Below are 26,963 nucleotides of genomic sequence, written 5' to 3'. Positions count from 1 at the left end.
GCCCGAAGGGCGCGTAGCGAGTTCTGCGGCGGGGCCGGTTGCGCGAGCACCGCAGGTTGCCCGTAGCGAAGCGGAGGGACGCGCACAGTGGGGTCGCCTTCTTTTGCTTACTTTTCTTGGCGAGACAAGAAAAGTAAGTCGCCCGCCGGGGCGAATTCCCGGCTCCTGCGCCAAACAACAAGCAAGGCCAAAACAAAGGCCCAAGAGCCAAATTCAAGGCTCCTGCGCCGCCCAACAAGCAAGGCCAAAGCAAAGCCCCGCACGCCAAGTCCAAGCCAAAAAAAGAACAACGCCAAAGCAAAGGCCCAGAGCCCTAACCCCACCCGAGACAGCAAGCAAGCCCAGGGTCGCCACAGGATGTCTCATAGGGCAAAGGCGCTAAGCTGCGCGGGACAATGGAGGACCTGCCCGTGGGCCATTTCGATGTCTTCAACGGAGATGCCGACGGCATCTGCGCACTGCAGCAGTTGCGCCTCGCGCAGCCGCGCGCCGCCGCGCTGGTGACCGGCGTCAAGCGCGACATCGCGCTGCTGGCGCGCGTACCCGCGCAGGCCGGCGACACGGTCACGGTGCTGGACGTTTCGCTGGACCGCAACCGCGTTGCGCTGCTCGCACTGCTGGAGCGCGGCGTGGAGGTCGACTACTTCGACCATCATTTCGCCGGCGGCCCTTTGCCGGTGCACGCGCGCCTGCGCATGACGATCGACACCGCGCCCGGCACCTGCACCAGCCTGCTGGCCGACCGGCACCTGCGTGGGCGGCATCGCGCCTGGGCCGTGGTGGGCGCCTTCGGGGACAACCTGGCCGGCCCGGCAACTGCGCTGGCCCGCGAACTGAAGCTGGGCGGTGCCGAGGTGGAGGCGCTGCGCGAGCTGGGCGAGGCGATCAACTACAACGCTTATGGCGACAGCGAGGAGGATCTGCTGCTCCCGCCCGCGCGCCTGTACGAGCGACTGCGGCCCCATGCCGACCCCCTGGCGTTCATCGCCGCGGACCCGCTGGCCGGCGAACTCTCGCGGCGCCAGCGCGAGGACCTGGCCTGCGCCGACGCGCACGCGGTGGCGCTGCCGCCGGCCGGCGCCTGGCAACTGCCCGATGCCGCCTGGGCGCGGCGCGTGATGGGCAGCTATGCCAATGCGCTTGCCCGCCGCGAGCCGCAGCGCGCGCATGCGGTGTTGCGCGAAGCCGCCTCCGGCGAGGATGTCGTGAGCGTCCGTGCGCCGCACACGGCGCCCAGAGGCGCCGAAGTCCTGTGTCGCGCGTTCGGCGGCAGCGGGCGCGCCGCAGCCGCCGGCATCGACCGTCTTCCGCGCGGACGGCGCGAAGCCTTCCTCGATGCCTTCGCGCGAGCCTTCGACACGCTCCACTGAGCTGGCAGCCATGGTGATCGCGACCACTTCGGCGCGGCGCTGGCCGACGTCGATCTGCAACATGGCAATCCCTTTCTCAGTGCCGATCCGCCTCGGTGCCGACCTACGCCGGTCATCTCGTTCGACTCACTGCTTGGCCGGGCGCGAGCCGCCGTGGCGCACGGCATCGGCAGTCCTGGCGACCGCATCCTTGGCGGCGCGTGCGGCGGCGCGCGTGGCTTCGTCCGCCTTTCCGAGTGCCTCGCGCGTCGCCTCGGCCGCCTTCTCGGCTTCTTCCCGGGTCGACTCCATCGCGCGCCGGGACGCGTCCTCCGCCTTGTCGAGGGCCTCGCGCGAGGCGGCAGCGGCCTTCCTGCCTTCCTCCGCGGCGGCGCGCGCGGCATCGCGGCTCTCATTGAGGGCCTTGCTGGCCGATGCCTCCGCCTTGGACTGGAAGCGCGTCGCGGACTCCCAGGTCTTGCGTGCTGCCTGCCGGATGGCTTCGGCCGCAGCCTTCGAGACTTTTCCTGCCGTCGCCTGACTCTTTTCCAGTGCGGCCTTCGCGTGATCGGCCGCCTTGCGCGCAGCCGCTTCTGCATCGCGTGCGGCCTTGACGGCGGCGTCCCTGGCGTGCTGTGCCGGACCGGCCGGGGGACTCAACTGACCGGGCTGGGCGTAGTCCGCGGCGAATGCCGTGGCGCTGGCGGCGAGCGCGAGCACCGCCAGTAGGTTGAGGGATTTCATACGCGTTCCTCGGGATGAAGTGGATCGAATGCACAGCATGCGATGTCGCCGGGGTTGCGGGCTTGCGCCAGCGCAAGGAGGTGCCATGGCCTGCCGACCAGCGAGCCCAGCCAAACGAGCGTCCAGGCTCGTACGGGTCGGTGACGGCAAGGGCGCCCACGGGCAGCGGCGTCGGCGCGCGGTTCGCTTGATCTGCATCATGTCGCTCCGACGCATTCCGCCTAGAGTGGCTGCCTGCCCGTGCGATACGGCGCCGCTTGATGAAACTCAATCTTCCGTCGACCGATGTGCATCCCGCCGAGCTCGCCACGCGTGCAGCCTGGCAGCCCACGGCGTCGCCGCCACCAGCGCCTGATTCCGGCCTTCTGGCGAAGCTGCGGCGCAAGGCGCCCGTGGCGCTGGCCATCCTGACGCTGATCGCCTCGGCGATCGTCTTCGGCCCGCGTCTCCTCTGGGGGCCGAGTGTCACGGTCACGCCCGTGGTGCGCGGCGATCTCGTCCAGTCGGTGGTGGCCAGCGGACATGTCGAGGCGCCTCACCGCGTGCGCATCGGCGCGCAACTGGCGGGTGAGGTGAGGGCGGTGCCGGTGGATGAGGGGCAGGAGGTCGCGGCCGGCCAGGTGCTCGTCCGGCTCGTCGATGCCGAATGGGCCGCGGCCGCCGCCCAGGCCGACGCCGCCGTGCTGCAGGCCGAAGCGCGCCTGCGGCAGGTGCTCGAGGTGCAGAAGCCGGTCGCGGAGCAGGCGCTGCGGCAGGCGGAGATCAGCGCGGAGAACGCGCGTGCACAGTGGCGCAGGAATGCGGCGTTGCGCGAGCAAGGCTTCATTGGCCAGGCCGCGCTCGACGACTGGAAGAAGACGGTCGATCTCGGCGAGGCGCTGGTGCGCTCGGCCCGGAGGCAACTTGCCAGTGCGCAGCCCGGCGGCAGCGATCACACCCTGGCGACGACGGCGCTGGCTGGAGCGCATGCTGCCGCCGCTGCCGCGCATTCGCGCCTGAACTACGCGACCATCAAGGCACCGGTGGCCGGTACCCTGATAGAACGTTCAGTGGAACCCGGCGACGCGGTGCAGCCCGGCAAGACGCTCATGGTGTTGTCGCCGGCCGGCGAGACGCAGCTCGTGGTACAGATCGACGAAAAGAACCTGGGCATGCTTGCGATCGGGCAGCAGGCAGTTGCATCGGCCGACGCCTATGCCGACCAGCGTTTCGCAGCCGAATTGGTCTATATCAATCCTGGCGTGGACGTTCAGCGCGGCTCGATCGAAGTCAAGCTCGCCGTGCCCCACCCACCGGCGAATGTCCGCCAGGACATGACCGTGTCGGTGCAGATCCAGACGGCCTCACGCAGCCACGCGCTGCTCCTTGCGAGCGACGCGGTCCGTGACGCCGATCGCGGCCAGCCCTGGGTGCTGAAGGTCGACGGACACCATGCCAGACGCCAAAGTGTCCGGTTGGGCCTGCATTCGGGCGGCCTCAGCGAAGTGATCGAGGGCTTGCAGGCCGGCGATCTGGTCGTGCCGGCGTCGACACCCGACATCTTCGAGGGCTCGCGCCTTCGGGCTCGTCCGCGGGCGAAGCCGGAACCGGAAGGCCGCGCTTCATGAAGCGCGCCCTCCCTTTCGAGTGGATCGTCGCGGCACGCTTCCTGCGTGAGGGACGCATGCAGACGGCGTTGATCATCGTCGGCATCGCGATCGGTGTGGCGGTCATCGTCTTCATGTCGGCGCTGCTGGTCGCATTGCAGGCGAACTTCATCCGCAGGGTCCTGACGGCGCAGGCGCACATCCAGCTCCTGCCGCCCAAGGAGTTGGCGCGCGTGCTCCAGCGGAGCAGCGGCGCGGCGGGGGCGCACGACGATGCGATCGTGCAGCCGCCGCTGCAGCGGATCAAGTCGATCGACCAGTGGCAGTCGATCACTGCGCAGATCCGGGAGATGCCGGGCGTGGTGCTGGTCTCGCCGGCCGCGAGCGGTTCCGCACTGGTGGTGCGCGGCGATGCCAGCCGGGCGATCAGCATCACCGGCATCGATCCGCAGGTGTACTTCCGCATCGTGACCATTCCCGACAAGCTCGTGCACGGCTCGCCGCGCCTGACGAACACCGACATCCTGATCGGCATCGACCTTGCCAGCGATCTCGGCGTGAGCGTCGGCGACAAGGTGCGCGTCTCCACCGCCGCGGGCAGAGACAACACGCTGACGGTGACGGGACTTTTCGACCTCGGCAACAAGGGCGCCAACCAGCGCACGACCTACGTGGCGCTGCGCACCGCGCAGAGCCTGCTGGGGCTGGTCGGCGGCGTCTCCAGCATCGACGTCACCGTTCAGGACGTGTATGCGGCGGAGGACATCGCCCGCCGGATCACGGCCGCCACCGGCGTGGAGGCCGACAGTTGGATCGAGACCAATGCGCAGTTCTTCACCGCCGTGCAGGCGCAGAAGACCTCCAACACCACCATCCGCTTCTTCGTCGGCTTGTCCGTGGCCTTCGGCATCGCCAGTGTGCTGGTGGTGTCGGTGGTCCAGAAGTCGCGCGAGATCGGCATCCTGCGTGCGATGGGCATTTCGCGCGGCCAGGTGCTGCGGGTGTTCCTGGTGCAAGGCGGGGTGCTGGGCCTGATGGGTTCGCTGGGCGGTTGCGCGATGGCGCTGGTGGCGCTGTGGCTGTGGCAGCGCTATGCGCGCAATCCAGACGGCACGCCATTTTTCCCGTTGGAGATCGAGCCCGGTCTGTTCTTCGCTGCGATGCTGTTCGCGACGCTCACCGGTCTGGCGGCGGCTTTCGCGCCCGCGCTGCGAGCGGCGCGCCTGGATCCCGTGGTGGCGATCCGTGGCTGAGCCGGTCGTCAGAATGCGCGGCGTTCGCAAGGCCTTCAACGTCGGCCTGCCCATCGAGACCGAGGTGCTGCATGGCATCGACCTCGATCTGGTAGCCGGCGAGTTCTGCGCGGTCATGGGGCCGTCTGGCTCGGGCAAGAGCACGCTGCTGAACATCATCGGCCTGCTGGACCGGCCGACCGCCGGTTCGCTGCGCATCTGCGGCGAGGAGACCGTGGGCCTGGACGACCGTGCGATCACCCGCCTGCGCGGGCACAGCATCGGCTTCGTGTTCCAGTATCACAACCTCCTGACGGGCTTCACGGCGCTGGAGAACGTGATGATGCCGATGATCGGCAGCGCCGGCTTCATCGACCGGGGCATGGCCGAGCGGGCAAGCGAGTTGCTCGACGGCGTGGGACTTTCGAAATGGCGCGACAACCTTGCGACCAATCTCAGCGGAGGTCAGCAGCAGCGGGTGGCGGTGGCACGCGCCCTGGCGATGAATCCACGCCTGTTGCTTGCCGACGAGCCGACCGGCAACCTCGATACGAAGGCAGCCGATGCCGTGTTTGCGCTGCTGCACGAGGCCAACCGGAAGGAGGGCATGGCGGTGCTGTTCGTCACCCACAACGCGACGCTGGCCCAGCGGTGCGACCGCATCGTGCAGGTCATTGACGGGCAGCTGCCCAATCCCTTGCGACCGGCGTGATCAGGGAGCCGAAGACCGGCCAGAGGACTGCCGCACCAAGCCGGGCCCGTGTGGCGTCCGCGCTCCGATCTGACGGGTCAGTCTCCCCGTACCACGCCTTCTCGGCGAGGATCCGCACCTCCGAACAGGCCCGTCGGTGTCTTCTGGATCGCCTGCAGGCCGCTCGTGATCTCCATTTCGCGCACCTCGGCGCCGCGTCGGCGCAGCGCCTCGACCGTGGCGGGTGCGAAGCGGTCCTTCTCCAGCAGGCTCGGGCCGTTGAGCGAGCCGAAATTCGGCAGGTCGATGGCTTGCTGGGCGTTCAATCCCCAGTTGAGCATGCCGTAGAGCGCCTTCGCCGTGAAGTGAATGATCATGGCGCCGCCCGGACTTCCGACGCTGGCGGCAAGCGGGCCGTTTCCACCGCCGGGTGCACGCTCGAAGACCAGTGTCGGCGCCATGGATGAGCGCGGCCGCTTGAGTGCTTGAACGCGGTTGGCAATGGGCCGGCCTTCGGCATCGAAGGGCGCGAAGCTGAAGTCGGTCAGCTCGTTGTTGAGCAGGAATCCTCCGGCCTTGCCCGAGCCCCCGTCCGTGAGCAGGCGTGCCCCGAAGACATCCTCGATCGTGGTCGTCATCGCCACGGCATGGCCCGCGGCGTCGACGATGCTGATGTGAGAGGTGCCGTGCTCGCGCTGTTCCGGCATGGGCGCATACGAGACCGGCATCCCACCCGGCTGACCGGGCCTCGCTGTCTTCATGCTGGGCGCACCGGGCGATGTCGCGATCAGCCCGGCGCGCTCGGCGAGGTAGGACGGCGCGATGAGGCTGGACCAGCTCCCGCCGGGTGCTTGTACGAAATCGGGATCGCCGAGGTATTGCGCCCGGTCCGCGAAGGCCAGGCGCGATGCCTCCGTGTACAGATGCAGGAAATCGGCACTCGGCGTCGGCCCCTTGCCGGGGTCGGCGCCGTCGACCAGCCCAAGCGCATGAGCGTCGGTGCGGGCCAGCATGCCGAGGATCTGCGCGACCGCGATCGCTCCCGAACTCGGCGGGGGCATGCCGCAGAGGCGGTAGTCACGAACCGCGCCGGTGCTCGTGCGCGCCGCATAGTCGCTGCAGATCGGATCGCGCTTCTTCGCTTCGTAGCGGGCCAGGTCGGAGACGCTCAGTCTGCCGGGGTTCGCCGGATGGCGGTTCACCTTGTCGACGATGGCTTGCGCCACGCTGCCTTCCAGCAACCCGCGAGATCCTTCGCGGGCGATCTTCCGCAGGATGTCGGCATAGGCGGGGTTCCTGAGCACCGTGCCCGCCTCCAGGGGCTGTCCATTGGGATAGAAGAAGGCAGCCGCAGCAGGATCCTTGCGAAGGTGCTGCTCCGCCTTGAGCTGCGTCGCCAGCCGCGGGCTGACGGCGAAGCCGTCCTCGGCGAGCTTGATCGCGGGGCCGAACAGCTGGGCCCAGGCCATCTTTCCATGTTGCCTGTGCGCCATTTCGAGCATTCGGACGGTTCCCGGCGTTCCGACGGAGCGGCCGCCGACGACCGCATCGGAAAAGGCCATCGGTTTGCCGTTGGCATCGAGGAACAGCTTTTCGTCGGCCGCCGCGGGCGCGGTCTCGCGGCCGTCGAAGGCCTCGACAGACTTGCCGCCGTAATGAAGGAGGAAGGCGCCGCCACCGATGCCGCTCGACTGAGGTTCCACGAGGCCCAGCACCATCTGCACGGCGATCGCCGCATCGACGGCCGAGCCGCCGGACTTCAGCACCTGGTAGCCGGCATCGGTGGCCAGCGGGTTCGCGGCGGCGACCGAGAACTTCGTCGTCGCCCAACCCGGCTTGGCCTGGTAGCCCGATGCGCCTTCGGGCAGGATCGGAGCGACATAGCTGAAGCCTTGGGGCTGCGGTTGCGCGCAGGCGAACAGCACTGCGATGGAGGCGGTGCCGAGCACGTGGCGAAGGGGCTTGCTCATGTCATTCCTTTCGATCCGCTCCAAAGGTGCTGGCAGGACTGCTTGGCGGCGTGGGCAACTGCCTGCATGGACGGGGAGCGATGACCGGCTGGCAGATTCGCCCCCTCGGCACGGTGTGCGACGGACTTTAGGTGAATTCAGCCCTGGGTCCAACGGGTCCACGTCGACATGCCTCTGCGCCCCGCCCGCACCGAAGGGGCGTCCGAACCTCGCGCCGTCCGACATGGGCGGGGCGCAGGGCGGGTTAGAAAAAAGCTCTTTGCACGAAGGAGAGCTTCGAATGCCCCGACAAGCACTTGCCCTTTCATCGCTGCTCGCGCCGGTGCTGCTGTGCGCCGCGAGCCTTCTCACCCCCGCGGCTTGGGCGCAGGCCGCCGGCTCCGCCGCCAGGATGGAGCGCGAGCGTGCCAGCTGCGACGGCGTCCAGCAGGACCGCGAGGCATGCCGCCGTGAAGCGGGCGCCGCGCGCCAGGAGGCGCAGCGCGGCGGGCTCGCGCCGGCCGGTGCGGCCGAGGCGAATGCGCTCGCGCGTTGTGAGATGCTGCAAAAGCCCTCGGACCGCGTGGACTGCGAAGCCCGCATCCGCGGCGCCGCCAACAGCAGCGAGAGCGGTAGTGTGATGGGGGGCGGCGTGATCCGCGAGACCGTCACGCCGATGCCTGCACCGTCGCCGGCGCGTTGAGCCATGCGCCATCCCTTCACCGCCTCCAACCCCTGGCTCAGCATCTGGCTGAGCGCGGCGAACAGCATGGCCGGCGCCGCATCCGGCTTCGCGAACGCGGAATTCCAGCGGCAGATGTCGCGGATGCAGGCCGAGATGACGCAGCAGATGCTGAATTTCTGGACCCTCCCGTTGGCGCCGCCCATCAGCGGGAAGCGCAGGAGGCGCCGCTGACGCGCGGCCTGCCCGTCCGTTCGCTCGCGCGCGGCTCGGCGGCGCCTGGGCCTACGCGCGCACGCGGCTGCTTCGAGTTGGACGAGCGGGACCGGCCTGGGACCATGAGGGGATGATTCCCTGCGACGCCGCCCGCCTGCCCGATTCACCTGGCCCCGTGCGGCCGGCTGCCGAGGCCGCACCGTCGCTTCGCTTGCGCGTGCTTCGCTGGGGCGTGCCCGCGCTGGGCCTGCTGGTCCTGGGCCTGCTTGTCTCGCACGCCCACAAGGTGGATTGGGCCGGCGCCTGGCAGGCGCTGCAGCGCTATTCGCCCTGGGTGCTGCTGGCTGTGCTCGCGCTCGCCACGGCCAGCCACGCGCTCTACGGCACCTACGACCTGATCGGCCGCCATCACACCGGCCACCGGCTGGCCCGCTGGCGCTGCTGGGCCATCGCGGTCACCAGTTATGCCTTCAACCTCAACCTGGGCTCGCTGGTCGGCGGCGTCGCGATGCGCGCGCGGCTGTATGCGCGGGCCGGGCTGGACGAGGCGACCGTCGCGCAGATCATCGGCATCAGCCTGGCGACCAACTGGCTGGGCTACGGGCTGGTGGCGGGCTGTGTGTTCGCTTCCGGGGTGCTGAAGCCGCCCTCCGGCGCGAACCTGGGCGAGGCGGCCTTCCGCGGGCTGGGCGTGCTGCTGATCCTTCTGGCGGTCGCCTACGTGGTGGCTTGCACGAAATGGCAGGGCCGGCAGTGGCGCGTGCGCGGCCGCCGGCTGGAACTGCCGTCGGCACGGGTCGCCTTGATGCAACTCGGCCTCTCGTCGGCCAACTGGGCCCTGATGGGCTGCGCCATGTACCTGCTGCTGGGCGGCAAGGTGGCCTACGTGGCGACGCTGGGGACCTTGCTGCTGGCCTCGGTGGCGGGGGTGGTCACGCCCATTCCGGCCGGGCTGGGCGTGCTGGAGGCGGTGTACCTCGCGGTGCTCGCGGGCACGGTGGGGCAGGGGCGGCTGATGGGCGCCCTGCTGGCCTACCGGGCGCTGTACTACCTGGTGCCGCTGGGCGGCGGGCTGCTGCTGTACCTGCTGCTGGAGCGGCATGCCGCCGCGCATCCGCCACCGAAGAGCGGCGGCGCGCAGGGCACGGCTGCAACCTCAGGCCCTCAGGCCATCAACCCACCACCACCTCGCTGATCTGCATGAGCGGCTTGAGGTCGGTGTAGTTGCGCACGTCGCCCAGGATTTCCTTGGCATGCGGGCCGAAGGCGGCCTGGAAGGCCTCCACCGAGTCGCAGAAGATGTGGCAGGAGGCGATGTAGGTGGGCGGCTCGCCGGGCATGCCGCCGGCCAGGCCCTTGTCGATGGTGTAGGACTTGCAGGCGTCGCCCATGCGGTTCTGGAGCATGGGCATGTGCTTGTCGCGGTAGTAGTCGTGGTCGAAACGCGCGCCGGGCGTGTTGGGGTACATGACGCTGACCTTGATCATTGTGTGTCTCCGGGGTTGGCAAGGGTCGTGAGCATAGGAGATGAGAAGGCGCGGAACAAGCGCGGCGGCAGACCCTGTTCATGAGCCGGGGATGTGAGGCGGGCGCAGCGCCACCGGCTTGGCGGACTTCTTGCGCATCCGGATGTTGAGCATCTCCACCACCACCGAGAAGGCCATGGCGAAGTAGACGTAGCCCTTGGGCACGTGGTGGTCGAAGCCCTCGGCCACCAGCACGACGCCCACCACCACCAGGAAGGACAGGGCCAGCATCTTGATGGTCGGATGGTCGGAGACGAAGCGGCCGATGGCGCCGGCGAACAGCATCATCAGCAGCACGGAGGCGATCACCGCGGCGATCATGACGCGCACGTCGTCCACCATGCCGACCGCGGTGATGATCGAGTCCAGCGAGAACACCAGGTCGACGAGCATGATCTGGAGGATGACGCTGGCGAAGGTGGCCTTGACCGCGCCGGCCTTGCCGTCGTCCTGCGCGCCTTCCATCGAGTGGTGGATCTCGGTGGTGCTCTTCCAGATCAGGAACAGGCCGCCGAGGATCAGGATGAGGTCGCGGCCGGAGATCTCCTCGCCCACGACGGTGAAGAGCGGAGCCACCAGGCCGACGATCCAGGCGAGCACCAGCAGCAGCCCGATGCGCATGAACATCGCCATCAACAGGCCGATGCGTCGCGCGAACTCGCGCCGGGCGGCGGGCAGCTTGTCCACCAGGATGGAGATGAAGATGATGTTGTCGATGCCCAGGACGAGTTCGAGCGCGGTGAGGGTCGCGAAGGCGATCCAGGCCTGGGGATCGGTCAGCAGTTCGAGCATGGTTTTCTTTCGCCTGCGCGGCTGAGGGTTTTTCGCAGAATGCCACAGCCGCGCGCGGCGGCCGCGCAAGCCGTGGTGCGCGTGAGGATATGCGCCGCGCCGCCCGGGACGGCGCGTCAGCGGCCGCGCTGCTCCCAGAAGCCGCGATGGGTGGCGATCATCTCCTCGGCCACTTCGGGCACGGGGCCGATCACCTCGATGGGCTTCTGCCCGCGCGCGAAGACCTCGCGGCAGGGCAGGGAGAGGGTGGGATTCTCCGGATGGTCGCCGGTGAGCGCGAGCAGGGCGCTTTCCTCGGCGCCGTAGAGCACGCGGCCGATGTTCGCCCAGTAGATCGTGCCCGCGCACATGGCGCAGGGCTCGAAGGTGCTGACCAGGGTGCAGCGGGCCAGGTACTCGCCGGGGTAGTTGAGGGCGGCCGTGCGTGCCAGCGTGGACTCGGCATGCTGCACCGTGTCGATGTTGCCCTGCTCGGCCAGCACCGTCTCGCCGTCGGGCGCGACCAGCAGCGCGCCGAAGGGATGCCGGCCCATGGCCATCGCACGCCGCGCGACCTGGTCGGCGCGGCGCAGCGCGTTGATTGTCTGCGCGGGCGTCATCCGAAGACCCATGTGCCAAAGTCAGGCCAGCGAACACCGCGGAACCGGCTTTGCCGGGCCGCTGGTGTTGCCCCCGGTGAGGGGGTTGGCGGACCACACGAAGTGGGGGAGCCTGGGGGAGAGCGTCATGCTTGGGAGCCGCGGTGTGCCCAGGCGGTGGTGTGCTTCTCGATCACGCTGAAGAGTTCGTACATCAGCATGGCCATCGCGCCCACCACCATCAGGCCCGCGAAGGCCAGGCCCATCTGCATGGCCGAGCCGGCGGAGATCAGCAGGTAGCCGATGCCCTCGTTGGCGGCGGTCATCTCGCTGACCGTGGTGCCCACGAAGGCCAGCGTGATCGCGACCTTGAGCGAGGCGTAGAAGTAGGGCATGGAGCGCGGCAGGCCGATCTTGACCAGCACGTCCCAGCGCCTGGCACCCAGCACGCGCAGCACGTCTTCCAGCTCGGGCTCCAGCGTGGCCAGGCCGGTGGCGATGTTGACCATGATCGGGAAGAAGCTGATCAGGAAGGCCGTGAGGATGGCCGGCCCGATGCCGATGCCGAACCACACCACCAGGATCGGCACGAAGGCGGCCTTGGGCAGGGCGTTGAAGGCCGTCATCAGCGGGTACATCGCGGCATAGGCGATGCGCGAGCTGCCGATCACGAAGCCCAGCAGCACGCCCACCACGATCGCCAGGCCGAAGCCCGCCATCGTGACCCAGAAGGTGCGCCAGGCATGGGCGGCGATGATCTCCTTGAACTCCCAGAACTGCGTCCAGATGCGCGCGGGGCTGGGGAAGATGAACTCCGACACGCCGAAGGCCGAGCAGACGAGCTGCCACAGCACGATCACCGCGACCAGGAGCAGCCAGGGCGACCAGCGTTCGAGTTGCTTGCTGTTTTTCATGGCGCGCTCATTGGGGCAAGGTGGCCGCCGCGGCGGTCGCGGGAGCGGCGGCGTGGCTGCGGATGGCACCGATGTGGCCGCGCAGCTCGAGCACGATGTCGGTGAACTCCTTGGTGTAGGTGAGCTCGAGCTCGCGCGGCCGCGGCAGGTCGATCTCGCGCTTCACCACGAAGCGGCCGGGGCTCTTGCTCATCACGTACACGGTGTCGGCGAGGAACACGGATTCGCGCAGGTCGTGGGTGACCAGGATCACGTTGAACTGCTGCTCGGCCCAGAGGTCGCGCAGGATGCACCAGAGCTCCTCGCGGGTGAAGGCGTCCAGTGCGCCGAAGGGCTCGTCCAGCAGCAGCATCTTGGGCTCGTGGATCAGCGCGCGGCAGATGCTGGCGCGCTGCTGCATGCCGCCGGAGAGCTGCCAGGGGAACTTGTCCTCGTAGCCGCCCAGGCCCACCTTCTGCAGCAGGCGCCGGGCGCGCTGCTCGTACTCCTTGCGCCTGGCCTTGAAGGTGGAGCGGTAGGGCTCGACGATCTCCAGCGGCAGCAGCACGTTGTCCACCGTCGTGCGCCAGGGCAGCAGGGAGGGCGCCTGGAAGGCCATGCCCGAGATCTTGAGCGGGCCGGTCACCGGCTGGCCGTCGATGCGGATCTTCCCCATGGAGGGCATCTTCAGGCCCGTGGCCAGCTTCATGAACGTGGACTTGCCGCAGCCCGAGGGGCCGACGATCGCGATGAACTCGCCGCGAGCCACCCGCAGGTCGATCGCCTCGACGGCGAAGTGGTTGGCGCGAAGCAGTTCCTCGTTGTAGGCGAGCCAGACGTCCTGGAAGTCGACGAAGGGCGGCGTCTGCTCGACCGCCATCACTTCTTGAGGATGTTGAGCTCGGCCGCGGGCGGCAGGAGGGCGGCGGTCCACACGGCGTTGGGGTCCACGCGCGTCTTCGTGGCGAAGGCGTCCGAGACCTGCGAGGCCATCAGCGAGAGACGGCCCGGGTCGACCACGCCGAAGCCGTCGGCACGCGCGTCGGGGCTGTTGATCACGGTGTCGATCGCCAGCTTGAGGCGGCGCGTCTCCAGGGCGCTGTCGATGATGCCGTCGCGTTTCTTGACCGACTCGATCGCGGCCGCCGGATTGGCCATCACCTCCTTCGCGCCCTTGGCGAAGGCCGAGAGGAAGGCCTTGATCGCGGCCGGGTTCTCCTTGATCAGCCTGGGCGAGGCGATGATCACGTTGCCGTAGAGCTTCACGCCGTAGTCGGGGTACTGCAGGACCACGATGTCGGACGCCTTGGCGCCGCGCGCCTCCAGGTTGAGCAGCGAGGTGAAGGTGAAGCCGGTGATGGCGTCGATGTCGCCGCGCACGAGCATGGTTTCGCGCAGCGTCGGGTCCATGGCGGTCCAGTTGACCGCGCCGATGTTGTTGGCCTTGGCGAAGATGGGGAAGGCGCGGCGGCCGGCGTCGAACACCGGGGCGCCCAGCTTCTTGCCCGCCAGGTCCGCGGGCTTGGCGATGCCGCTCTTTTTCAGCGCCATGACCGAGGCCGGGGTGTTGTTGTAGACCATCATCACCGCGACCGGCTTGTTGGGGCTGTCGGGGTTGTTGGCATGGAACTCCATCAGCGCCGCCAGGTCGGCGAAGCCCATGTCGTAGGCGCCCGAGGCCACGCGGGTGACGGTGCCGCCGGAGCCGTTGCCGGCGTCGATGCTCACGTCGAGACCCGCACTCTTGAAATAGCCCTTGGCGGCAGGGTGCAGGAAAAGGGCGGCGGGCCCTTCGAAGCGCCAGTCGAGCTGGAACTTGATGGGGGTCTGGGCATGGGCCGGGGCCAGGCCGAAGCTGAGCGCCGAAGCGGCAAGGAAGGATTGGAGCAGTTGGCGCTTGTTCATTCGATTTCTGGGTGAAGAAGTGCGGGCATTCAAGCAAATTCGGTGCCGGCACGCACTTGGTGCGAACCCTTCCGTGTGAGTTAAGGCAGTGCACGGAGGGGGATGCGCCTACAAATGAAACGCCCCGCGGGGGTGCGCCGGCGCGGGGCGTTCGTTTGGGTGCGTGGTTGATTCACGGCGCTCACGAAGGGGACGGCCCGCGCGGTCTCGCCGCATTCCACTGACGCCTGAGCAACAGAAAGTCTTGCCACCACGCTTCGTCCTTGAAACTATTCATCACGACCGGATCAATGGTCTTCTCCATCAGGGTGGCCGCACCCGCCACGGCATGGTCGGCGCGCAGATGGTGATCGAACCTGGATGGAGAGAAATCAGCTTGAAGGCTGTTCAGCGCAGATGCCATCGCTTTGTACAACCGCTTCTGGTTGAACCCGCCCCCTAAGCTCTCCATCCATTCGAGTGTCGTGCTGGCCAAGACCTTGTGGCTCAGGATCGCGCGCATGACATTGACCAAGGCCTCATCGGACAACAAAGGCTGTCCAGCCACGCGGGTGTTCAGCATCACCTTAAGAGACTCAATGGGTTTTCTCCATCCCAGAAGAGGATGATTCATCCTCTCTCTCGCTCCACCCTCCTTACCGTCCGCGGCGGCTGCATCGAAGGCTTTCGCCGAGAAAACTGAAAGAATCCCCACGCCAAACTGGCTCGAGAGATCCAGATGCAAACATGGGAGCAAGAGCAGTCTCCAGCCCGCGCGCCATTGGTCCAGATCCTGGGTGCATTTCTTCACCAGTTCTTCGTCCGGCCCGAGCTGCGCGTATTCCAAGCGCTCCAACATCGTCTTGACAGTCGGAGTTGACCGGCGGAGATCTTTTAGGTACCACTCGGCGTCGATCGTGAACAGTTCGGTGGTCCGAAGATCGACGCGATGTGCCAGGGCCTTGAACAGCGAAAAGACGGTAGCAGCGTTGAGCTCAGGTTCCAGCAACAGGTAGTCTTCCACGGCTTGCGCGACCAAGCGTTCACCCCGTGTTGTCTTCAGAATGAAATCAAGCTCGATGACATGGTCTTCATCACAAAGCGTGTTCAGCAGATCGCGCATTTGGGCGCGCAGGCTCTCGCGTGCGGCTTTGGACCCTTCGGTCAGCGACAGAATTTTCTCGGCAGCTTCGGCTCCACGCGGTGCGCCGGATTTCAAGAGATCGATGACCACCGTCATCATCGCCGAGGCGTCCTGCGCGATCCCCTCGAGAAAGATGGACTGAAGATCGATGCGCTCCGCCAGTGCCATGACCAGCGAGGCCACGGTGGCAGGGTGGTAGCGCTGCTTCAGAAGGCTGTTCGTCACGGCTTGCGCCACCAGCGCTTTGCCTTGATCCGTCCTCAGAATGAAGTCCAGCGCGAAGGGATGGTCATCGCAAAGCGTCGGCAGTGCTTCGATCGTCTGGCTGAGTGGATCATCGCCGGCTGGGAACCCGAGCTTTTCAAGCAGCACCTGGGCGAAGTGTCCTGGTGGCGATTTCGCCTGCGAGAGAAGCGTCTCGATCATTCCGGCCAGAGATGGAACACCGGTCATGGCGAGCACGGCGGCCATCTCATGTTCCATTGAAGCCTCTTGCTTCGCCGCCTCTGCATCCTTGCGTTCGATCTGCTGCGTCAGGCCTTCGATGAGCTTTTGGGTGACGACCGCGAACAGTTCTTCGGATGCCTGCTTGCGGAATGCCGCATCCCGCGAGTCGTGAATCAGCCTTGCGGCTTGGCTCAAATCCTCGGCCTCCAGGGCGTCCCGAAAGCCGAAGAACTCGTAGAACGGCGTGAGCGGCAGGCGATCCGGGCCCTCCTTGAAGTTCTGGGACATGGTCGCTTGCTCTTCAGCGACGATCGATGCTGCAGCCTTGAATTCATCCGGAAGGCGCGCGAGCAGTGTCGGTGTCAGTGCCGGGAGCAAGGTTTTGTATTGCAGCTGTTTGAGCTTGCCGAGGACGACTGGATCAGGAATCCCGCCCATGCCCAGCGACTCCCAGACGATGCATTTCATCACCACCGCGCGTGGCAGATCGGGGCCCTGGAGCTTGCCGGCGATTGTCAGAAGTGACTCGAGTTCGGCCAGGTACGCTTCCGGGTCGGCCAGCTTCTTGATCCTGTCTACGGTGATGTCCACGGCTTGGATGAGCGTCTTCTCGTCCAAGGCCTGGACCATCTCGAGGGTGAGCGGCGGAAGCCACGCTTGCAGGCTTGACGCCGTCTCGCGCGAGCAGAATGGCAGCAGCCTCAGAAATCCGGAAAAGTCCTGTCCGCGCAAGGCCTTGTGGCCGGCCGTATCCAGCGCCCGGTTCAAGGTCTTGCGGGCCTCCGCGTCTGGACACCTCTTGAGAGCTTCGGCGTGATCGGGGCACCGTTCCAGCACGAGCAGCCGCAACTCCGGCTTGACCATGCTGATCAGCGTGCAGGCCGTCTTCCACTGGCTGTGATTCACGAGGATGTCGATGGCCTCGGCAACAGGATCGAGCGCGTCTTCGCCCAACAGCGTGACCGGGGAGATGGTGCCGTAGTCGCCGAACTTCAGGCCATTGACCTGCTCCAGGAGTTCGCGCACATCTGGGTATGGTTCGATGTCGCCAAAGTACAGAGTCGGCGCAGGCCGCGCGCGCAGGTTCTGGGGCGGCCTGCCGCGCCGATTGATCGCCAGCCGCGGAGCATTCTTCGGCGGATCGCCCGGCGAGGCTTTCGAAGGAGGCGCTGCATGGGCCCCCGTCATCGGCTTGTGAAGAATCCTCGTGGCTTTGGCAAGAAGATGCATGGTGCGCGCAGGTCAGGGCGTGTATGCCATTGGGTGACATCGCTGTCCTCATGATTCCAGGGCAAAGTTCGCGCAAGAACGCTTCACTTCGACAATGCGCGACACGGGACCGCCTGCTACTTCGGCGTGGACCGGCGAAGGCACGCCTGGCATGCGATAAGCGACCCGCCGCGCGCACCGCGGCGGATCGCGCGCAGGGCGCCTTCCTACTTGGCCGCGCTCGCGTTGGCCACGGCCAGCGCCGTCATGTTGAGCACGCGCCGCACGGTGGCCGAGGGCGTGAGGATGTGGGCCGAACCGGCCGCGCCCATCAGGATCGGGCCCACCGTCACGCCGTTGCCGCCGGTCATCTTCAGCACGTTGAAGAGGATGTTGGCCGCGTCGAGGTTGGGGCAGATCAGCAGGTTGGCCTCGCCGTTGAGGGTGGTCTCGGGCAAGGCGGTGTGGCGCACGGTGTTCGACAGGGCGGCGTCGCCGTGCATCTCGCCGTCGCATTCGATGTCGGGGGCCATCCTGGCGAACAGGTCGCGCGCCTGCCGCATCTTGCGCGCCGAGGCCCGCTCGGAGGAGCCGAAGTTGGAGTGCGAAAGGAAGGCCACCTTGGGCGGCAGGCCGAAGCGGCGCACTTCCTCGGCCGCCATCAGGGCGATGTCGGCCAGGGTCTGCGCGTCCGGGTCCTCGTGCACGTTGGTGTCGGCGATGAAGAGGGTGTACTTCTCCAAGGTGAGCGCATTGAGCGTGGCGAAGCCGGGCGCACCCGGCTTGACGCCCAGGATGTTGTGCAGCACGCGCAGGTGACTGTCGAAGCGCCCGACCAGGCCGCACAGCATGGCGTCGGCGTCGCCCAGGTGGACCATCAGCGCGCCGATGGTGGTGTTGGAGCGCCGCACCATGGCCTTGGACGCCTCGGGCGTGATGCCGCGGCGCCCCATGAGCTTGTGGTAGGCCTCCCAGTAGGTGCGGAAGCGCGGGTCGTCCTCGGGATCGACCACGTCCACGTCGGTGCCGGGGCGGATGCGCAGGCCGGCCTTCTTGATGCGGCTCTCGATGATCGGCGGGCGGCCGATCAGGATGGGCTTGGCCAGGCCTTCGTCGACGGCGAGTTGGGCGGCGCGCAGCACGCGGTCGTCCTCGCCTTCGCAGTAGGCCACGCGCTGGGCGCTGCCCCGCTTGGCGGCGCTGAAGACGGGGCGCATGAACATGCCGGTCTGGTAGACGAAGCGGGCCAGGTTCTGGCGGTAGCCATCCAGGTCCTCGATGGGCCGCGTGGCCACGCCCGAGTCCTGCGCGGCCTTGGCCACGGCGGGCGCGATGCGCAGGATCAGGCGCGAGTCGAAGGGCTTGGGAATGATGTAGTCGGGGCCGAAGGCCAGCTCCTGGCCCTGGTAGGCGGTGGCGACCTCTTCGCTGATGTCGGCCTTGGTCAGCTCGGCGATCTCGCGCACGCAGGCCAGCTTCATTTCCTCGGTGATCTTGCTGGCGCCGCAGTCCAGCGCGCCGCGGAAGATGTAGGGGAAGCACAGGACGTTGTTGACCTGGTTCGGGTAGTCCGAGCGGCCGGTGGCGATGATGCAGTCCGGCCGCACTTCCTTGGCCAGCTCGGGGCGGATCTCGGGCTCGGGGTTGGCCAGGGCCAGGATGATGGGCTTGTCGGCCATGCTCTTGACCATGTCCTGCGAGACCACGCCCGGCGCCGAGCAGCCGAGGAAGACGTCCGCGCCCTTCATCACGTCGGCCAGGGTGCGCGCGCCGGTGTCGGGCTGGGCGTAGCGCGCCTTCGAGTCGTCGAAGCCGCCGGCGCGGCCCATGTAGATCAGGCCCTTGGAGTCGACTGCGAAGATGTTGGCGGGCTTGGCGCCCATGCCCACCATCACGTCCAGGCAGGCGATGGCGGCGGCGCCGGCGCCGGAGACGGCGATCTTCACTTCCTGGATCTTCTTGCCCACCAGTTCCAGGCCGTTGATCAGCGCGGCGGCGGAGATGATGGCGGTGCCGTGCTGGTCGTCATGGAACACGGGGATGTTCATGCGCTCGCGCAGCTTGCGCTCGATGTAGAAGCACTCGGGCGCCTTGATGTCCTCGAGGTTGATGCCGCCCAGCGTGGGCTCCAGCGCCGCGATGATCTCGACCAGCTTGTCGGGGTCGGACTCGGCCAGCTCGATGTCGAAGACGTCGATGCCGGCGAACTTCTTGAACAGGCAGCCCTTGCCTTCCATCACCGGCTTGGCCGCCAGCGGGCCGATGTTGCCCAGGCCCAGCACCGCGGTGCCGTTGGTGACCACGCCCACCAGGTTGCCGCGCGAGGTGAATTCGGCGGCCTTGGCGGGGTCGGCCTCGATGTCGAGGCAGGGATAGGCCACGCCGGGCGAATAGGCCAGGGACAGGTCGCGCTGGTTCAGCAGCGGCTTGGTGGGCGAGATCGAGATCTTGCCCTTGACCGGCGATCGGTGGTACTCGCGGGCGGCGTCGCGCAGCGCTTCTTCGGCGGGGGAGAGGGTGTGGGCCATCAGTGTCTCCTTCTGTTCTGGGCTCAGGGTGCGAGGCTACCGCAAACCCGGATCGGGGGAAGCCCTGTTGCGGGCCTGTTGGTGGAGGTGTGGAGACGAACGGCAGCGCGCGGCCTGGAGACCAGGCCGCGCGCTGCGGAAGGAGCAGGCGGGATCAGGCCGATGCCGCGTCCGGCGCCACCGGGTGCTGCGCCAGCGCTTCCAGCGCACGCACCAGCGCCGAGTGGTCGGCCTGGCCATGGCCGAGAGCGGCGCAGGCGTTCATCAGCTGGGCGGCGCCCGCGGTCTGCGGCAGCGCCACGCCGAGGGAGCGGGCGCTCTGCATCGCGAGGTTGAGGTCCTTCTGGTGCAGGGCGATGCGGAAGCCGGGCGCGAAGGTGCGCTTGATCATGCGTTCGCCGTGCACTTCCAGGATGCGCGAGGAGGCGAAGCCGCCCATCAGCGCCTGGCGCACCTTGGCCGGGTCGGCGCCGGCCTTGCTGGCGAACACCAGCGCTTCGCCCACGGCAGCGATGTTGAGCGCCACGATGATCTGGTTGGCCACCTTGCACACCTGGCCGTCGCCGGCGCCGCCGACCAGCGTGACGTTCTTGCCCATCTTCTCCAGCAGCGGGCGCACGCGGCCGAACACGCCTTCGTCTCCGCCGCACATGATGGTCAGGCTCGCGGCCTTGGCGCCCACTTCGCCGCCCGAGACGGGGGCGTCGACGTAGCCGCAGCCCAGGGCCTCGATGCGCTGGGCGAAGCCCTTGGTCGCGATCGGGTCGATGGAACTGCAGTCCACCACGGTCTTGCCCTTGGTGAGCGCAGCCGCCACGCCGTTCTCGCCGAACAGCACCTTCTCCACGTCGGGCGTGTCGGGCACCATGATGAAGATGACGTCGGCCTGCTTCGTGACCTCGGCCGCGTTGGCGCACACGGTGGCGCGCGAGGTGAAGGGCTCCGGCACCGGGCCGTGCGTGTTGACGAAAAGCGTGTGGCCCGCGTCGAGCAGGTGGCCGGCCATGGGGGCGCCCATGATGCCGAGTCCGATGAAGCCGATCTTCTGGGGTGCGGTGTTGGACATGCAGTGTTTTCCTTGGCTTGACTGTGTGACGTTCTTTACTGGGTCAGCGCGGTGCGCCATCCGAGGCCGGCGACGGTTTCGCCGCGCGGCTTGTACTCGCAGCCGATCCAGCCGGCGTAGCCCACCTGGTCGATGTGCTTGAAGAGCCAGGGGTAGTTGATCTCGCCCGTGCCCGGCTCGCCGCGGCCCGGGTTGTCCGCCAGCTGGATGTGGCCGATGCGGGCCATGTTCTTCGCCAGCGTGGCGCCCAGTTCGCCTTCCATCCGCTGCGCGTGGTAGATGTCGTACTGCAGCAGCAGGTTGGTCGAACCGACCTCGTCGATGAGGGTCAGCGCCTGGTCGGTACGGGTCAGGAAGAAGCCGGGAATGTCGAAGTGGTTGATCGGCTCGATCAGCAGCATGATCCCGGCGCTTTGCAGCTCCTTGGCCGCGAAGCGCAGGTTCTCGACCGCGGTCTTGCGGGCCTGGTCGGCGCTCACGCCGGCCGGCAGCTTGCCCAGCAGGCAGTTGAGCTTGGGGCAGCCCAGCGCGGTGGCGTAGTCGATCGCCATGCCCACGCCTTCGCGGAACTCGCTGACCCGGTCCGGGTGGCAGCCGATGCCGCGCTCGCCGCCCTCCCAGTTGCCGGCGGGCAGGTTGTGCAGCACCTGCTGCAGCCCGTTGGCGCGCAGCGCGGCGGCGAGCTCTTTCTTGTCGTAGGGGTAGGGGAACAGGTACTCGACGGCCTTGAAGCCGGCCTTGGCGGCGGCTTCGAAGCGCTCCATGAAGGGCAGCTCGGTGAAGAGCATCGTCAGGTTGGCGGCGAAACGTGGCATTGCTTTATGTCTCCTCTGGATTTGTTCGGGGAACACCGCGGAACCGGCTTCGCCGGGCCGCTGGTGTTGCCCCCGGAAGGGGGTTGGCGGACCACACGAAGTGGGGGAGCCTGGGGGTGAACTCAGTCCAGCATCGATGCTGCGACCGAGCTGGGGGCGTCGGCCAGGCTCTCGGCCAGCGGCTCGAATTCGTTGATGGCATCGATCTCGGTGCCCATGGCGATGTTGGTCACGCGCTCGAGCATCACCTCGATCACGACGGGGACGCTGAATTCGGCCATCAGCTTCTCGGCCCGCTCGATGGCCGGCTTGATCTCTTCCTGGCGGTAGACGCGCATCGCCTTGCAGCCCAGGCCCTCGACCACCTTCAGGTGGTCCACCCCGTAGCTGCGCTCGACGCCGCTGTCCTCGCCGGCGTTGATGTTCTCGAAGCCGAGCTGGACGCAAAAGTCCATCTCGAAGCCGCGCTGCGCCTGGCGGATCAGGCCGAGGTAGGAGTTGTTGACCACGATGTGGATGTAGGGCAGCTTGAACTGCGCACCCACCGCGAGCTCCTCGATCATGAACTGGAAGTCGTAGTCGCCCGAGAGCGCGACGATCTTGCGCGACGGGTCGGCCGCGCGCACGCCCAGGGCGGCGGGGATCGTCCAGCCCAGCGGGCCGGCCTGGCCGCAGTTGATCCAGTGGCGCGGGTTGTAGACGTGCAGGAACTGCGCCGCGGCGATCTGCGACAGCCCGATGGTGCTGACGTAGCAGGTGTCGTTGCTGAAGTTGCGGTTCATGCACTGGTACACGCGCTGCGGCTTCATCGGCACGTCGTCGAAGTTGGTCTTGCGCAGCAGGGTCTTCTTGCGCTCCAGGCAATCGCTGGCCCAGGCCTGGCGGCTCGGCAGCTGGCCCTTGGCCTTCATCTCCTCGGCGACCTCGACGAAGAGCTGCAGCGCGGCCTTGGCGTCGGAGACGATGCCGAAGTCCGGCGTGAACACGCGGCCGATCTGCGTGGGCTCGATGTCCACGTGCACGAAGGTGCGGCCCTTGGTGTAGACCTCGACCGAGCCGGTGTGGCGGTTGGCCCAGCGGTTGCCGATGCCCAGCACGAAGTCGGACGCCAGCATCGTGGCGTTGCCGTAGCGGTGGCTGGTCTGCAGGCCGCACATGCCGGCCATCAGCGGGTGGTTGTCGGGGATGGCGCCCCAGCCCATCAGCGTGGGGATCACCGGCACGCCGGTGGCTTCGGCGAAGCGCACCAGCAGGTCGCTGGCGTCGGCGTTGATGATGCCGCCGCCGGCCACGATCAGCGGGCGCTCGGCCGCGTTCAGCATCGCGATGGCCTTCTCGATCTGGGCGCGGGTGGCGGCCGGCTTGTAGGGCGTGAGCGGCTGGTAGGTGTCGATGTCGAACTCGATCTGCGCCATCTGCACGTCGAAGGGCAGGTCGATCAGCACCGGGCCCGGCCGGCCCGAGCGCATCAGGTGGAAGGCCTGCTGGAACACCTGCGGCACCTGGCCCGGCTCGCGCACGGTGACGGACCATTTGGTGACCGGCTTGGAGATGGACTCGATGTCCACCGCCTGGAAGTCTTCCTTGTAGAGGCGGGCGCGCGGCGCCTGGCCGGTGATGCACAGGATCGGGATCGAATCGGCCCAGGCCGAGTAGAGGCCGGTGATCATGTCGGTGCCCGCCGGGCCCGAGGTGCCGATGCACACGCCGATGTTGCCGGCCACCGCGCGGGTGTAGCCCTCGGCCATGTGCGAGGCGCCCTCGACGTGCCGCGCCAGGATGTGCGCGATGCTGCCCTGCTTGCGCAGCGCCGAGTACAGCGGATTGATGGCGGCGCCGGGCACGCCGAACGCCTGCGTGACGCCTTCTCTTTCCATCACCAGAACGGCGGCCTGGGCCGCGGTCATCTTTGCCATGTCGAAGTCTCCTTGGGTATGGCGTGACTGTAGGAAGACGGGGGCCTTCGCAGAAGGCGGCGCCGGACCATAAAAGCTATTCCTGGGTGGAATAAGTGGTCCGGGCGGAGATACCATCCGCGCCATGGATCGACTCCTGGCCATGGAAATCTTCGTGCGGGTGGTGGAGACGGGCAGCTTCTCCAAGGCCGCGCGCGAGTTCAACACCACCCAGCCCACCGTGACCAAGCAGGTCGCGGCCACCGAGGCGCGGCTGAAGGTGCGGCTGCTCAACCGCAACACCCGCGGCGTGAGCCTGACCGAGGCCGGCTCGCTGTACTACGACAAGTGCAAGACCATCGTGCGCGAGGCGGAGGAGGCCGAGCACATCGTGCGCCGGCGCGAATCGCAGGCCCAGGGGCTGCTGCGCATCGGCACCTCGGTCGCCTTCGGCCGGCGGGTGGTGGTGCCGCTGGCGCTGGAGTACATGGCGCGCCATCCGCAAGTGCAAGTGGACCTGAGCTTCGAGGACCGCTACGTGGACCTCATCGCGCAGGGCATCGACGTCGCCGTGCGCATGGGCAAGCTGGCCGACTCCTCCCTCGGCGCCCGTTTCCTGGGCATGAACCCCTGGGTGATGGTGGCCGCGCCGGCCTACCTGAAGAAGCACGGCACGCCCAGGCGCGCGCAGGACCTCAGCGCGCACGTGGCGCTGATCTACAGCAGCGTGGTCGGCGACGACGTCTGGCGCATGCACACGCCCAAGGGCGAGCCGGTGACGGTGCCGGTCAGCGGGCGGCTGCGCTCCAACAACGTCTCGGCGGTGCTGGCGGCCGCGCGCGAGGGGCTGGGCATCGCGCTGATGCCGCGCTACGTCGCCAGCGATTCGCTGGCAGCGGGCGCGGTGGTGGAGGTGCTGGCGGGCCACGCACTGCCCGAGCAGGAGATCCACGCCGTCTTTCCGTCGCCCAAGCTGTTGCCGGGGAAGGTGTCGAGCTTCGTGGGCTTTCTGCAGGGGCGCTTCGAGGAAGGCTGGTGGGCGCGGTAGCTCAGAGGCTTTCGATCATCCGATGCAGCGCCACCATGCCGGGATCGTCCAGCCCGATGGTCTTGTCGGCGAACATGCGGGCGCGTCCGATCCGATTGGGCTTGTAGCGAAAGGCGTCCAGGGCCGCCAGCGAGGCATCGCGGGCCACCCGGCGCGCATCGGCGCCGTCGGGCGAGGCGGCGAGGGCCGTTGCGACGGCGTGCCGGCCGTCGAGCACGGTCTTGTCGCCGAGGGTGGCGCCGCCGCGCGACGAAAGAGAAGTCACCACCTCGATCAGCATGGCCGCGAGCTCGGCGCGGGTGAGCGATCCGATGCCGGGCGGTGCGAGCTGATGCAGCTCCTGGAAATGCCCCTGGCCGCGGTCCGCGAGCTGGTGCCCCGGCTGGAGGCGGCCGGCCTCATCAAGGCGGTGCCCAAGCGGGGGCTGCAGATCGCCACGGTGGACATGAAGCTGATCCGCAACGCCTGGCAGGTGCGCGCAATGGTCGAGCGCGAGGCGGTGATCCATTTCGCGCGCTCGGCCAGCCCCGGGACCATCGAGCGCCTGATCGCATGCTCAGAAGGTGTGAACGAATCCGCCTGGTTGATCGGGCAGGGCGGGCTCGATCACAGCTTGTTCAGTCCACACGCCGCGCGATCTGGAGCAGGAAGCGCGCGTAGCGTTCGAGCGCCTGCTGCTCGGCTTGCTCCAGGCAGAGCAGGCCGCGAATGTCCTCGGGGGTGGGGCCGCAGCCGCTGCCGCACATGTGATCGCCCAGCGATTCGATCAGTTGCTCTCGCCAGGCCGCCGCCGCGCCGTGGCTGCTGGCGAGCGCCAGGCGCAGTCTTTCGAGTTCTGCCTCGTCCGACGGTGTCATGACCCACCCTACCCCTGCTAAGGAATGCTTAAGTACTAATTCCAAGGTAGCGGTTTATGGGGGTGCCGTCTATAGGCCACAAGCGGTATCGGTATCGGTGTCGGTGCCGTGGATGCGGGTTGCAGATGGCACGGCGCTCAACGCTCTTTCATGGCAGGACCGGCACCAGCACCGCCAGGCCCGCCAGAGAATGGACCACCAGCCAGAAGGCGGTGAAGTCCCGCACCCGCGCCCATCCCTGCAGCATTGCCGAAGGCCCTGGTTTGCCGGGCAGCATGTCCTGCGTCTCGACGTTTTCGCTGTAGTAGGCCGGCAGCTTGTGCGAGCAGCCCTTGCACAGGCGCACGGAACCGAGGTTGATGGTGCTGCACGCTTCGCAGACTTCGGCGGTGACGGCGCCTGTGTGCAGCATCGCAAGATCGATCAGGCTGCCGAACGCGACCTCTGCAACAGATCCTTCGTTGACGGCGGCGGTGGATGTCATGGTGACTCTCCTGAAAGATGCAATCGATCGATGCTGTGAAAAATTCACATTCTGATCCTCTTGTCCTATAGTGGGGCGCTTCCCCGTGTCGGACGGCGGCCCATATGGATGTCGATTCACTACCGGGGTAGCGCATCCTTTTCTGCATAGGAGATCCGCGTTGCACCTGCCATTGCGCGTTCTGTACGAAATCCGGTTGCGGTGGTCCGATGAAGTCCCGCAGGAGGCCCCCGGCCAAGAAGGCGGGCTGTGGTATCCGGACACGGATTGCAACAGGACGAGGCTCGACGAGGCGGTCGCCAGGGGCAACAGGCTGTATGGCGACCACACGCACTGGGTCGAAAAGCGGCAGGCCTGAGAACCTTTCGCACGGCGCTAGACTGGACGGCACCGTGCGTACCATCGACCTTCCCACCCAAGGCAAGATCCCCGTGCTCGGCCTGGGCACCTGGCGCCTGGGCGAAGACCCGGCGCTGCGCCGCGAGGAGGTGACCGCCGTGCGTGCGGCCATTGCCATGGGCTACCGTCTCATCGACACCGCCGAGATGTACGGCGAGGGCGGTGCGGAGCAGGTGGTGGGGCAGGCCATCGCCGAGGCTCTGCGCGCGGGCGAGGTGAGGCGCGAAGCGCTGTTCGTCGTCAGCAAGGTCTACCCGCACAACGCCAGCCGCCGCGGCACGCCCGCGGCCTGCGCGCGCAGCCTGGCGCGCCTGGGGCTGGACCGCATCGACCTTTATCTCCTGCACTGGCGTGGCCAGTTCCCCCTGGCCGAGACCGCCGAGGCAATGCGTTCGCTCGTGGACAAGGGCCTCATCGCGCACTGGGGCGTCAGCAACCTCGACACGGCGGACATGGAAGAACTGGCGGCGCCTGACTGTGCGGCCGATCAGGTCTACTACTCGCTCGGCGAACGCGGTCCCGAATTCAGTCTTCTGCCCTGGCTGCGCGGTCGCGGCATGCCCTTGATGGCCTACAGCCCGATCGACCAGGGCGCGCTGGCGGAGGATGCGGGGCTCCAGAACATGGCCCGGCGGCGCGGCGTGACCGCGGCGCAACTCGCGCTGGCCTGGGTCCTGGCCCAGCCCGGCGTGGTGGCCATCCCGAAGGCGGTGAGTGAAACCCACCAGCGCGACAACCTGGCCGCAGCCGCCCTCAGCCTCAGCGCCGACGAACTCGCGGAGATCGACCGCCTCCATCCGCCGCCGCGCCGCAAGAAGCCGTTGTCGATGATCTGAGTGGCCGTGCCCGCCCCTTCCGGAGCACCCGTGGAACCGGCTTTGCCGGGCCACCGGGTGCGCCCCCGGTGAGGGGGTTGGCGGACCACACGAAGTGGGGGAGCCTGAGGGAG

The 26,963-nt window shown here is 67.6% G+C and carries 25 protein-coding genes; 9 read left to right on the top strand and 16 right to left on the bottom strand.

Annotated elements, in window-relative coordinates:
- Positions 1 to 410 precede the first annotated feature (410 nt).
- The gene (locus tag ABEA07_RS06225; RefSeq protein ID WP_345536579.1) at positions 411 to 1,370 is read left to right on the top strand and encodes an acetyltransferase; all 960 of its coding nucleotides are present in this window, start codon (positions 411 to 413) and stop codon (positions 1,368 to 1,370) included.
- A gap of 126 nt (positions 1,371 to 1,496) precedes the next feature.
- Here ABEA07_RS06225 and ABEA07_RS06220 read toward each other — a convergent pair whose 3' ends face one another.
- Positions 1,497 to 2,093 carry a hypothetical protein gene (locus ABEA07_RS06220; protein WP_345536578.1) on the bottom strand — a complete coding sequence of 199 codons (597 nt, stop codon included), beginning with the start codon at positions 2,091 to 2,093 and terminating at the stop codon, positions 1,497 to 1,499.
- Between the two features lie 260 nt (positions 2,094 to 2,353).
- Between ABEA07_RS06220 and ABEA07_RS06215 the strand changes: the two genes are divergently transcribed.
- The 3 genes from ABEA07_RS06215 to ABEA07_RS06205 are packed head-to-tail and all read left to right on the top strand — an operon-like array spanning position 2,354 to position 5,623.
- Entirely contained in the window at positions 2,354 to 3,700 is a 1,347-nt protein-coding gene (locus ABEA07_RS06215; RefSeq protein WP_345536576.1) for an efflux RND transporter periplasmic adaptor subunit, read from the top strand.
- Positions 3,697 to 4,932 (top strand): ABC transporter permease, encoded by a 1,236-nt coding sequence (locus ABEA07_RS06210; RefSeq protein WP_345536575.1) that lies wholly within the window; start codon positions 3,697 to 3,699, stop codon positions 4,930 to 4,932. The genes ABEA07_RS06215 and ABEA07_RS06210 overlap by 4 nt, the downstream gene beginning before the upstream one ends.
- Complete coding sequence (locus ABEA07_RS06205; RefSeq protein WP_345536573.1) at positions 4,925 to 5,623, top strand: ABC transporter ATP-binding protein; 699 nt, start codon at positions 4,925 to 4,927, stop codon at positions 5,621 to 5,623. The genes ABEA07_RS06210 and ABEA07_RS06205 overlap by 8 nt, the downstream gene beginning before the upstream one ends.
- Before the next feature lie 77 nt (positions 5,624 to 5,700).
- Here the strand turns inward: ABEA07_RS06205 and ABEA07_RS06200 are convergent, their stop codons facing one another.
- Positions 5,701 to 7,572 carry a gamma-glutamyltransferase family protein gene (locus tag ABEA07_RS06200; protein WP_345536572.1) on the bottom strand — a complete coding sequence of 624 codons (1,872 nt, stop codon included), beginning with the start codon at positions 7,570 to 7,572 and terminating at the stop codon, positions 5,701 to 5,703.
- 280 nt (positions 7,573 to 7,852) lie between these two features.
- On the opposite strand from ABEA07_RS06200, the gene ABEA07_RS06195 reads away from it, so the two are divergent.
- The 3 genes from ABEA07_RS06195 (at position 7,853) to ABEA07_RS06185 (ending at position 9,644) form a co-directional block, all read left to right on the top strand.
- Entirely contained in the window at positions 7,853 to 8,254 is a 402-nt protein-coding gene (locus tag ABEA07_RS06195; RefSeq protein WP_345536571.1) for a hypothetical protein, read from the top strand.
- Between the two features lie 3 nt (positions 8,255 to 8,257).
- Positions 8,258 to 8,467: a hypothetical protein gene (locus ABEA07_RS06190; RefSeq protein WP_345536570.1), complete on the top strand. Its 210-nt coding sequence runs from the start codon at positions 8,258 to 8,260 to the stop codon at positions 8,465 to 8,467.
- 112 nt (positions 8,468 to 8,579) lie between these two features.
- Positions 8,580 to 9,644, top strand: coding sequence for a lysylphosphatidylglycerol synthase domain-containing protein (locus ABEA07_RS06185; RefSeq protein ID WP_345536569.1), 1,065 nt, complete (start codon positions 8,580 to 8,582; stop codon positions 9,642 to 9,644).
- Here ABEA07_RS06185 and ABEA07_RS06180 read toward each other — a convergent pair.
- The 11 genes from ABEA07_RS06180 to gcl all read right to left on the bottom strand — a co-directional run bounded on the left by ABEA07_RS06180 (position 9,622) and on the right by gcl (position 23,247).
- A complete protein-coding gene (locus ABEA07_RS06180; protein WP_345536567.1) occupies positions 9,622 to 9,936 on the bottom strand; it encodes an EthD family reductase in 315 nt (104 codons plus the stop codon). The genes ABEA07_RS06185 and ABEA07_RS06180 overlap by 23 nt on opposite strands.
- A gap of 78 nt (positions 9,937 to 10,014) precedes the next feature.
- Positions 10,015 to 10,767, bottom strand: coding sequence for a TerC family protein (locus ABEA07_RS06175; RefSeq protein WP_345536565.1), 753 nt, complete (start codon positions 10,765 to 10,767; stop codon positions 10,015 to 10,017).
- A gap of 116 nt (positions 10,768 to 10,883) precedes the next feature.
- The gene (locus tag ABEA07_RS06170) at positions 10,884 to 11,366 is read right to left on the bottom strand and encodes a nucleoside deaminase (RefSeq protein WP_345536594.1); all 483 of its coding nucleotides are present in this window, start codon (positions 11,364 to 11,366) and stop codon (positions 10,884 to 10,886) included.
- 125 nt (positions 11,367 to 11,491) lie between these two features.
- Positions 11,492 to 12,259: an ABC transporter permease gene (locus ABEA07_RS06165; protein ID WP_345536563.1), complete on the bottom strand. Its 768-nt coding sequence runs from the start codon at positions 12,257 to 12,259 to the stop codon at positions 11,492 to 11,494.
- A 7-nt stretch (positions 12,260 to 12,266) separates the two neighbouring features.
- Positions 12,267 to 13,118 (bottom strand): ABC transporter ATP-binding protein, encoded by an 852-nt coding sequence (locus ABEA07_RS06160; RefSeq protein WP_345536561.1) that lies wholly within the window; start codon positions 13,116 to 13,118, stop codon positions 12,267 to 12,269.
- Positions 13,118 to 14,143, bottom strand: a complete 1,026-nt coding sequence (locus tag ABEA07_RS06155) for an ABC transporter substrate-binding protein (protein WP_345536560.1) — start codon at positions 14,141 to 14,143, stop codon at positions 13,118 to 13,120. The genes ABEA07_RS06160 and ABEA07_RS06155 overlap by 1 nt, the downstream gene beginning before the upstream one ends.
- A 181-nt stretch (positions 14,144 to 14,324) precedes the next feature.
- Entirely contained in the window at positions 14,325 to 16,943 is a 2,619-nt protein-coding gene (locus tag ABEA07_RS06150) for a hypothetical protein (protein ID WP_345536558.1), read from the bottom strand.
- A gap of 206 nt (positions 16,944 to 17,149) precedes the next feature.
- The gene (locus ABEA07_RS06145; protein WP_345536557.1) at positions 17,150 to 19,450 is read right to left on the bottom strand and encodes an NADP-dependent malic enzyme; all 2,301 of its coding nucleotides are present in this window, start codon (positions 19,448 to 19,450) and stop codon (positions 17,150 to 17,152) included.
- A 154-nt stretch (positions 19,451 to 19,604) separates the two neighbouring features.
- Positions 19,605 to 20,516 carry a 2-hydroxy-3-oxopropionate reductase gene (locus tag ABEA07_RS06140; RefSeq protein WP_345536556.1) on the bottom strand — a complete coding sequence of 304 codons (912 nt, stop codon included), beginning with the start codon at positions 20,514 to 20,516 and terminating at the stop codon, positions 19,605 to 19,607.
- Between the two features lie 35 nt (positions 20,517 to 20,551).
- Complete coding sequence (hyi, locus tag ABEA07_RS06135; protein WP_345536555.1) at positions 20,552 to 21,331, bottom strand: hydroxypyruvate isomerase; 780 nt, start codon at positions 21,329 to 21,331, stop codon at positions 20,552 to 20,554.
- Positions 21,332 to 21,453: 122 nt separating this feature from the next.
- Positions 21,454 to 23,247 (bottom strand): glyoxylate carboligase, encoded by a 1,794-nt coding sequence (gene gcl, locus ABEA07_RS06130; protein ID WP_345536554.1) that lies wholly within the window; start codon positions 23,245 to 23,247, stop codon positions 21,454 to 21,456.
- A 124-nt stretch (positions 23,248 to 23,371) separates the two neighbouring features.
- On the opposite strand from gcl, the gene ABEA07_RS06125 reads away from it, so the two are divergent.
- Positions 23,372 to 24,274, top strand: coding sequence for a LysR family transcriptional regulator (locus tag ABEA07_RS06125; RefSeq protein WP_345536553.1), 903 nt, complete (start codon positions 23,372 to 23,374; stop codon positions 24,272 to 24,274).
- Position 24,275: 1 nt separating this feature from the next.
- Here the strand turns inward: ABEA07_RS06125 and ABEA07_RS06120 are convergent, their stop codons facing one another.
- From ABEA07_RS06120 to ABEA07_RS06110, 3 genes are all read right to left on the bottom strand, one after another.
- Entirely contained in the window at positions 24,276 to 24,782 is a 507-nt protein-coding gene (locus ABEA07_RS06120) for a DAK2 domain-containing protein (protein ID WP_345536552.1), read from the bottom strand.
- 109 nt (positions 24,783 to 24,891) lie between these two features.
- Positions 24,892 to 25,131 (bottom strand): hypothetical protein, encoded by a 240-nt coding sequence (locus ABEA07_RS06115; protein ID WP_345536551.1) that lies wholly within the window; start codon positions 25,129 to 25,131, stop codon positions 24,892 to 24,894.
- A 148-nt stretch (positions 25,132 to 25,279) separates the two neighbouring features.
- Positions 25,280 to 25,615 (bottom strand): hypothetical protein, encoded by a 336-nt coding sequence (locus ABEA07_RS06110; protein WP_345536550.1) that lies wholly within the window; start codon positions 25,613 to 25,615, stop codon positions 25,280 to 25,282.
- Between the two features lie 380 nt (positions 25,616 to 25,995).
- Here ABEA07_RS06110 and ABEA07_RS06105 point away from each other — a divergent pair, with 380 nt between their 5' ends.
- Positions 25,996 to 26,850 carry an aldo/keto reductase gene (locus ABEA07_RS06105; protein WP_345536593.1) on the top strand — a complete coding sequence of 285 codons (855 nt, stop codon included), beginning with the start codon at positions 25,996 to 25,998 and terminating at the stop codon, positions 26,848 to 26,850.
- Positions 26,851 to 26,963 lie beyond the last annotated feature (113 nt).

The organism is Variovorax defluvii (assembly GCF_039541515.1).
GTDB lineage: Bacteria > Pseudomonadota > Gammaproteobacteria > Burkholderiales > Burkholderiaceae_C > Variovorax > Variovorax defluvii.
The sequence above is the reverse complement of the archived record's forward strand: the minus strand, read 5'-3'. Positions and strand labels throughout refer to the sequence as shown.

Bases quoted from the DNA above. Each gene is read 5' to 3' on its own strand.
- ABEA07_RS06220 (WP_345536578.1), bottom strand. From the start codon at position 2,093: ATGAAATCCCTCAACCTACTGGCGGTGCTCGCGCTCGCCGCCAGCGCC.
- ABEA07_RS06215 (WP_345536576.1), top strand. From the start codon at position 2,354: ATGAAACTCAATCTTCCGTCGACCGATGTGCATCCCGCCGAGCTCGCC.
- ABEA07_RS06210 (WP_345536575.1), top strand. From the start codon at position 3,697: ATGAAGCGCGCCCTCCCTTTCGAGTGGATCGTCGCGGCACGCTTCCTG.
- ABEA07_RS06200 (WP_345536572.1), bottom strand. From the start codon at position 7,572: ATGAGCAAGCCCCTTCGCCACGTGCTCGGCACCGCCTCCATCGCAGTG.
- ABEA07_RS06195 (WP_345536571.1), top strand. From the start codon at position 7,853: ATGCCCCGACAAGCACTTGCCCTTTCATCGCTGCTCGCGCCGGTGCTG.
- ABEA07_RS06190 (WP_345536570.1), top strand. From the start codon at position 8,258: ATGCGCCATCCCTTCACCGCCTCCAACCCCTGGCTCAGCATCTGGCTG.
- ABEA07_RS06185 (WP_345536569.1), top strand. From the start codon at position 8,580: ATGATTCCCTGCGACGCCGCCCGCCTGCCCGATTCACCTGGCCCCGTG.
- ABEA07_RS06180 (WP_345536567.1), bottom strand. From the start codon at position 9,936: ATGATCAAGGTCAGCGTCATGTACCCCAACACGCCCGGCGCGCGTTTC.
- ABEA07_RS06175 (WP_345536565.1), bottom strand. From the start codon at position 10,767: ATGCTCGAACTGCTGACCGATCCCCAGGCCTGGATCGCCTTCGCGACC.
- ABEA07_RS06170 (WP_345536594.1), bottom strand. From the start codon at position 11,366: ATGACGCCCGCGCAGACAATCAACGCGCTGCGCCGCGCCGACCAGGTC.
- ABEA07_RS06165 (WP_345536563.1), bottom strand. From the start codon at position 12,259: ATGAAAAACAGCAAGCAACTCGAACGCTGGTCGCCCTGGCTGCTCCTG.
- ABEA07_RS06160 (WP_345536561.1), bottom strand. From the start codon at position 13,118: ATGGCGGTCGAGCAGACGCCGCCCTTCGTCGACTTCCAGGACGTCTGG.
- ABEA07_RS06155 (WP_345536560.1), bottom strand. From the start codon at position 14,143: ATGAACAAGCGCCAACTGCTCCAATCCTTCCTTGCCGCTTCGGCGCTC.
- ABEA07_RS06150 (WP_345536558.1), bottom strand. From the start codon at position 16,943: ATGCATCTTCTTGCCAAAGCCACGAGGATTCTTCACAAGCCGATGACG.
- ABEA07_RS06145 (WP_345536557.1), bottom strand. From the start codon at position 19,450: ATGGCCCACACCCTCTCCCCCGCCGAAGAAGCGCTGCGCGACGCCGCC.
- ABEA07_RS06140 (WP_345536556.1), bottom strand. From the start codon at position 20,516: ATGTCCAACACCGCACCCCAGAAGATCGGCTTCATCGGACTCGGCATC.
- hyi (WP_345536555.1), bottom strand. From the start codon at position 21,331: ATGCCACGTTTCGCCGCCAACCTGACGATGCTCTTCACCGAGCTGCCC.
- gcl (WP_345536554.1), bottom strand. From the start codon at position 23,247: ATGGCAAAGATGACCGCGGCCCAGGCCGCCGTTCTGGTGATGGAAAGA.
- ABEA07_RS06125 (WP_345536553.1), top strand. From the start codon at position 23,372: ATGGATCGACTCCTGGCCATGGAAATCTTCGTGCGGGTGGTGGAGACG.
- ABEA07_RS06120 (WP_345536552.1), bottom strand. From the start codon at position 24,782: ATGGATCACCGCCTCGCGCTCGACCATTGCGCGCACCTGCCAGGCGTT.
- ABEA07_RS06115 (WP_345536551.1), bottom strand. From the start codon at position 25,131: ATGACACCGTCGGACGAGGCAGAACTCGAAAGACTGCGCCTGGCGCTC.
- ABEA07_RS06110 (WP_345536550.1), bottom strand. From the start codon at position 25,615: ATGACATCCACCGCCGCCGTCAACGAAGGATCTGTTGCAGAGGTCGCG.